General features: G+C 74.9%; 1 protein-coding gene. It reads right to left on the reverse strand.

All coding sequences use genetic code 11. The features are described 5' to 3' along the window. On the reverse strand, positions 1–4,700 hold a 4,700-nt coding region (locus FF100_RS32685), incomplete at both ends, for a beta strand repeat-containing protein (RefSeq protein WP_246102647.1).

A 4,700-nucleotide genomic window follows, 5' to 3' on the forward strand; every position in this document is an offset into this window, starting at 1 on the left:
CGCCGAAGGCCTGGCCCGGCGTGAAGCTGAACGCGCCGGTCCCGTCGGCCACCACGCTGCCCAGCACCGTGCCGTTGTTGCTCAGCGTGACGGTGACGCCGGGCTCCGCCGTGCCGGTCAGGGTCGGCGTGGCGTCGTTGATCAGGCCGGTGGTCGCGACCACCGGCGCGGCCGGCGCCAGGGTGTCGACGACGAGGCTGAGCGGGGCGGTGACCGCGCTGGCATTGCCGGCCGCGTCGGTGAGCTGGACCGAGAGGCTGTGGGCGCCTTGCGCCAGGGGGTTGGCCGGGCTGACCGTGAAGGTGCCGGTCTGGGCCACGATGGCCGTGCCGATCGCAGCGCCGCCGTCGAACAGGGTGACGGTGGTGCCGGCCTCGCCGGTGCCGGTGATGGCCGGGGTGAGGCTGGCGACGGCGCCGCCGGGGCTGGTCACCGTCGGCAGGGCGGGCGCGGCGGTGTCGATCGCGACGGTCACCGGCGCCGAGGCGCCGCTGACGTTGCCGGCCGCATCCGTCGCCGTCGCGGTCAGCGCGTAGCTGCCGTCGCCGAGCGGCGTCGCCGGCGTGAGGCTGAACGCGCCGGTCCCGTCCGCTACGGCCGTGCCGAGCACGGCGGTGCCGTTCAGCAGCGTCACCGTCGTTCCGGCCTCCGCCGTGCCGGTGAGGACCGGCGTGCTGTCGTTGGTCAGGGCGGTGGCGGCGGCGAGGGTCGGCGCCCCCGGCGCAGCGGTGTCGACGACGAGGGTCACGGCTGCCGAGACCGGACCGAGATTGCCGGCGGCGTCCTGCGCCACGGCGGTGATCAGGTTCGTCCCCTCGCCGAAGGCCTGGCCCGGCGTGAAGCTGAACGCGCCGGTCCCGTCGGCCACCACGCTGCCCAGCACCGTGCCGTTGTTGCTCAGCGTGACGGTGACGCCGGGCTCCGCCGTGCCGGTCAGGGCCGGCGTGGCGTCGTTGATCAGGCCGGCGGTCGCGACCACCGGCGCGGCCGGCGCCAGGGTGTCGACGACGAGGCTGAGCGGAGCGGTGACCGCGCTGGTGTTGCCGGCCGCGTCGGTGAGCTGGACCGAGAGGCTGTGGGCGCCTTGCGCCAGGGGGCTGGCCGGGCTGACCGTGAAGGTGCCGGTCTGGGCCACGATGGCCGTGCCGATCGCAGCGGCGCCGTCGAACAGGGTGACGGTGGTGCCGGCCTCGCCGGTGCCGGTGAGGACCGGCTGGGTGTCGGCGACCAGCCCGCCCGGGCTCGTCACCGTCGGTGCGAGCGGCGGGTTGGAGTCGATGACGAGGGTGACGGCCTGGGACGGGGGACCGACCAGCCCGGCGGCGTCGCGGGCGGTGGCGGTGAGGGTGTAGGTACCGTCCCCGAGCGGCGCGGCGGGGGTGAAGGAGAAGGCGCCGCCGGAATCCGCCAGAGCCGTGCCGAGCACGGTGGTGCCGTCGAGGAGGGTGACGATCGCCCCTGCCTCCGCCGTCCCGATGATGGTCGGTGTGTCGTCGCGGGTCAGGCCTCCGGCCGTGGTGATCGAGGGCGCGGGCGGCGCCAGGGTGTCGATGGTGAGCGTCACGGCCGCCGAGGCCGGGCCGAGATTGCCGGCGGCGTCCTGCGCCACGGCGGTGATCAGGTTCGTCCCCTCGCCGAAGGCCTGGCCCGGCGTGAAGCTGAACGCGCCGGTTCCGTCGGCCACCACGCTGCCCAGCACCGTGCCGTTGTTGCTCAGCGTGACGGTGACGCCGGGCTCCGCCGTGCCGGTCAGGGTCGGCGTGGCGTCGTTGATCAGGCCGGCGGTCGCGACCACCGGCGCGGCCGGCGCCAGGGTGTCGACGACGAGGCTGAGCGGAGCGGTGACCGCGCTGGCATTGCCGGCCGCGTCGGTGAGCTGGACCGAGAGGCTGTGGGCGCCTTGCGCCAGGGGGTTGGCCGGGCCGACCGTGAAGGTGCCGGTCTGGGCCACGATGGCCGTGCCGATCGCAGCGGCGCCGTCGAACAAGGTGACGGTGGTGCCGGCCTCGCCGGTGCCGGTGAGGACCGGCTGGGTGTCGGCGACCAGCCCGCCCGGGCTCGTCACCGTCGGGATGCCGGGCGCCGCAGTGTCGATGACGAAGGTGACGGCCTGGGACGCGGGTCCGACCTGTCCGGCGGCGTCGCGGGCGGTGGCGGTGAGGCTGTAGCTGCCGTCCCCGAGCGGCGCGGCGGGGGTGAAGGAGAAGGCGCCGCCGGAATCCGCCAGAGCCGTGCCGAGCACGACGCCGCCGTTGAGGAGGGTGACGACCGCGCCGGGCTCGGCCGTCCCGGTGAGGGTCGGCGTGGTGTTGCGGGTCGCGTCCGCGACCGGGTCGAGGGTCGGCGCCAGCGGCACGCCGGTGTCGATGCCGAGGGTGACGGCGGTGGAGGCCGGCCCGACATTGCCGGCGGCGTCCCGGGCCGTGGCGGTGAGGAGGTAGGTGCCGTCGACGAGCGCCGCGGGGGTGAAGGAGAAGACGCCGTTGGAATCCGCCACGGCGATGCCGAGCACGTCGGTGCCGTTGAGGATGGTCACGGTCGTCCCGGCCTCCGCCGTGCCGGTCAGGGTCGGCGTGGTGTCGGTCGTGGTGCCCGAGGCGATGGTGAAGGCAGGCGCCGGCGGCGGAACCGTGTCGATGCCGAGGGTGACCGCGGTGGAGACGGCCGAGGCGTTGCCGGCGGCGTCCCAGGCCGTCGCGGTGATGACGGCCGTCCCATCCGGCAATGCCTGGGCCGGGGTGACGGAGAACTGGCCGTTCTGGCCGACGGGGGCGATTCCGATGATGCTGCCGTTGCTGCTGACCGTGACGGTCGAGCCCGGATCGGCGGTCCCGGTGATGGTCGGGGTGTTGCTGCGGATCGCGCCCGGCACCGTCGTGAGGACGGGGACCGCGGGCGGGGTGGTGTCGATCAGGCCGGTCACCGTCGGCGAGACGAGCGAGAGGTTGCCGGCGGCGTCGCGCGCGGTCGCGGTGACCAGGATCTCGCCGGCCGCCAGGGGGGCGGCGGGGGTGAAGGCGTAGATGCCGAAGGCATTCGCCACCGCGCTCCCGATCTCGGCGCCGTTGACCGCGATCAGGACGACCGCCCCGGCATCGGCGGTGCCGGTGATGGTCGGCGTCGTGTTGCTGGTCGGCAGGAGCGGATCGACCGACGGCCTGCCGGGCGGGGTGAGGTCGACCTCCAGGGCGATCGGGTTCGATGGGGTGGAGACGTTGCCGGCGACGTCGCGGGCGGTGGCCTGGAGGGAGAGGCTGCCTTCCGGCAGCGGGAGGGCCGGCGTGACCGCGAAGGTGCCGGAGGCGTCGGCAAGCGCGGTGCCGATGACGAGGGCTCCGTTCAAGGCCGTGACGGTGACGAGGGAGCCGGCCTCGGCGCCGCTGCCGCGGATGACGGTCAGCGGGTCGTTGGTCGGCCCGGCGAAGGCCGCGAGGGTCGGCGCCCCGGGCGCCGCGAGGTCGATCAGCACGTCGAGCGTCGTCGTCGCGGTCGCGCCGCTGTTGTCGGCGTCGGTCGCCGAGACGGTCAGGGTCAGGGCTCCCGTGGCGCGGGGATCGACGTCGATGCCGAACCGTCCGGTCCCGTCGGCGACACCGGTGCCGATCTGCGTCCCGGCGAGGCTGATCGTGATCGTGTCGCCGGCGGTGGCGGTGCCGCGGATGGTCGGCGTCGGATCGTTGGTCGGAGCCAGGTAATCGACGCTCAGGAAGCCCGCGACGCCGGTGACGATCGAGACGGGAAGCGCCGCGGAGATGCCCGAGAGGTTGCCGGCGGCGTCCCGCGCGGTCGCGGTAATCTGGGAGAGGCCGTTCGGCAGCGGGACGTCCGGGGTGAGGGAGAAACCTCCGGTGCCGTCCGCCACCGTCGTGCCGAGCACGGTGGCGCCGTTGAACAGCGTGACCGCGCTGTTCGCCTCCGCCGTGCCGGTGAAGGTCGGCGTCGCGTCACCGGGCAGGCCGGCGGCCGACAGGAGGATCGGCGCGCCGGGGGCCTGGATGTCGACCGTGACGGTCGCGACGACCGAGGCGGGCGAGACGTTGCCGGCCGCGTCGCGGGCGGTGGCGGTGAGGGCCGCGGTGCCGTTGGCGAAGGGCGCGGTCGGCGTGAACGTGAAGGTGCCGTTGGGCAGCGCCACCGTCGTGCCGAGCACGGCGGTGCCGTCGAGGATCGTCACCGTCGAACCGGCCTCCGCCGCGCCGGTGAGCGTCGGGGTCGCGTCGTTGGTGAGCGCGATCGCGTTCAGCACCGGCGCCAGGGGGGCGCCGGTATCGACGGTCAGCGTGACCGCGGCGGAGGCCGGCGAGAGGTTGCCGGCGACGTCGCGGGCGACGGCGGTCAGCGCCGTGGCGCCTTGCGCGAGCGGCGTCGTCAGCGCGAGCGAGAAGGTGCCCAGCGGCCCCGCCGTCACGGTGCCGAGCTCGATGCCGTTGCCGCTGACCGTGACGACGGAATCCGGCTCGGCGAGACCGGTGATGGTCGGCGTCGCGTCGTTCGTCAGGCCGAGCGGATTGATCACCGGCGTTCCGGGGGCGGTCCGGTCGACCGTGACGGCGAGGAGGGCCGACGGCACGGAGACGTTGCCGGCGATGTCCTGGGCGGTGGCGGTGAGGGTGGTGGTGCCGTCCGGGAGCGGGGTCGTCAGCGCGAGCGTGAAGGTGCCCAGCGGCCCCGCCGTCGTGGTGCCGAGGACCGTGCCGCCG

The organism is Methylobacterium terricola (assembly GCF_006151805.1).
Lineage (GTDB): Bacteria > Pseudomonadota > Alphaproteobacteria > Rhizobiales > Beijerinckiaceae > Methylobacterium > Methylobacterium terricola.